Annotated in this window: 2 protein-coding genes; both read right to left on the bottom strand. The window is 38.4% G+C overall.

Annotated elements, in window-relative coordinates; genetic code table 11:
• Positions 1-56: 56 nt before the first annotated feature.
• The gene (locus tag HE1_RS00115) at positions 57-758 is read right to left on the bottom strand and encodes a hypothetical protein (RefSeq protein ID WP_162480056.1); all 702 of its coding nucleotides are present in this window, start codon (positions 756-758) and stop codon (positions 57-59) included.
• Positions 755-1,348: hypothetical protein (locus HE1_RS09450; protein ID WP_035543140.1), on the bottom strand; the 594-nt coding region annotated here is incomplete at its 5' end. The genes HE1_RS09450 and HE1_RS00115, both read right to left, overlap by 4 nt.

Genomic DNA, 1,348 nt, shown 5'->3' with positions numbered 1-1,348 from the left:
GCATATCCCCAGCACCGCCTTAATCGCGGGCTTTCCCCTTACCATCTTCCAAATCATTACAACCCGTGAAGTTTTACAAAGGCTTGTCGAATTACTTGAATTCTATCCAGAGCTCTTTGAACTACTTCGATACTTTTTTGTTTATTTTCTTTTATCGCTTTTTCTAATTCTTCTGTTGTTGTCTGAACAGAATACTCCAATAACTTAATAAACGGTTCTTTTTCAGCTAAATAAAGATTTCGAATTAAAGGTTGAGTTTCTGAAAAACACTCGAAATTGTCGTACACCATATCATAGAAAAAACTTTCCGCATTCACCATTGCTCTTGGAACCAGTTCGTGAATACATCCTAAGAGCACGGGAATGTAGGATTCCCCAAAATAATTTTTCTCAGTAATACCGTTGCACAATGGCTCACTAGCGGTATCTTCCATAAATACCAGATCTTGTTCATCATCGTCGGATGGAACGTATTTTAACAAATGCGGAATGACCGAAGGATCTTCGTGATAAAAAATTGCATGAAGAATAAAATCAAACAAAGATTCGCATTGCTGAATGTGATTAATGTCTTCTTTTTTATTTGTGTAGTAAAGTTTTGGAAGAGCTCCCCATTCTTGGTAGAGATTTTCTAAATCTTTCAACAGTTCTGTAGTGGAAAAATTTTCCAAAGCTTCTAAAAGCTCAAGAGCACTTCCTGTCCCCAATGGCGAACGCTCTCGAATTTCTTGATAAATTTGTTCTTTTTTCATTTTCACTCTCCTTTTGGTTTTGGGGGGATTTTTCCTTCAAATCCCCCGGGGTTTTCTGATTTTATTTTTCTAAGCGCATCAAGACAAGCATCATTCGTTTTTGCGCGATCGCACCCTGCTTCTAGCATACCATTGCGGGTATCGTTTACGCCTTGCGCTAAAGATTCTCTGGGATTTTGTGGTTTATTTTGCTCATTGCGTTCATGCATAAATTCACGATTATCTTTTTGATGTATTTTTCTAGGCAATGGAATGACCACATTATTTTTGTACTGTTTTCCTGTTGCTTTTGAAATTTCTTTAGATTGAGCTTGAGGCCACACATGATGCTGTTCAAACGGCATTCCAGTTTCTTGGGTTCGAATTTTAACGATTTCTTTCATATCTTTGTGTTTATACTCCCCCAACGGAACAGGGTCGTCTTTATATTTTTCAAAATAGGCCCGCATTTCCTCTCGGGTCATTTCTGGATCTTTTGTTTTTTGCGTCTCTTTGGCTTTTCTTCCTTTATTTTCCCAAGGCATGGGGTCGGTCTTTGGGGAGGTATGGGTTTTTTTGTTTGTCCAAGGCATGGGGTCTTTAGAAGGATCACAAGG

It is taken from the genome of Holospora elegans E1, assembly GCF_000648275.1.
Classification (GTDB): Bacteria; Pseudomonadota; Alphaproteobacteria; order Holosporales; family Holosporaceae; genus Holospora; species Holospora undulata_A.
The sequence above is the reverse complement of the archived record's forward strand: the minus strand, read 5'-3'. Positions and strand labels throughout refer to the sequence as shown.